The sequence below is a fragment of the Paraburkholderia sp. EG304 genome (assembly GCF_046543485.1).
Taxonomy (GTDB): Bacteria; Pseudomonadota; Gammaproteobacteria; order Burkholderiales; family Burkholderiaceae; genus Paraburkholderia; species Paraburkholderia youngii.
This window is the reverse complement of record NZ_JBKGUA010000331.1, coordinates 1-469: the sequence shown is the minus strand read 5'-3', so window position 1 is coordinate 469 and position 469 is coordinate 1. Positions and strand designations below refer to the sequence as shown.

At 68.4% G+C, this 469-nt stretch carries 1 protein-coding gene; it reads left to right on the top strand.

What is annotated here, in order from left to right:
• Positions 1–22 precede the first annotated feature (22 nt).
• On the top strand, positions 23–469 hold a 447-nt coding region (locus tag ACLFKU_RS44135; protein WP_410853445.1), incomplete at its 3' end, for a glycosyl hydrolase family 18 protein.

The window sequence follows — 469 nt, the reverse complement described above, 5'->3', positions numbered from 1 at the left end:
CGTGTCCGGGTCCACCGCCCCGATGGGTCTCCCGGCCAAGGTGCAGTCGCTCTACCACATGATGTGGTCGAACTCCGGCTCCCCGCAGCTGCGCAACCTTCCCAGCCAGGTCAACGTCGTGAACCTGTCGTTCCTGCAGGGTGACGAGCCGCGCCTGGTCGGCTGGGGCTCGCAGTCCGAGGCCAGCTTCCTGGCCGACGCCAAGGAGCTGCGCGCCCGCGGCGTTCGGATCGTCGCCTCCATCGGCGGCGCCGGCGGTCACGTCAACGTCGCCAACCGCGAGGCCTTCGTCCGCGGCGTCATGAACGTCAACGCCAAGCTGCCGCTCGACGGCATCGACTGGGACATCGAGGGCAGCACCCCGATGGCCGCCAGCGACGTGGTGTGGATCAGCAAGCGTCTCAAGGAGCTGCGCGGCGACAAGTTCGCCATCACGCTGGCCCCCAACGGCAGCAACATCGACCAGTAC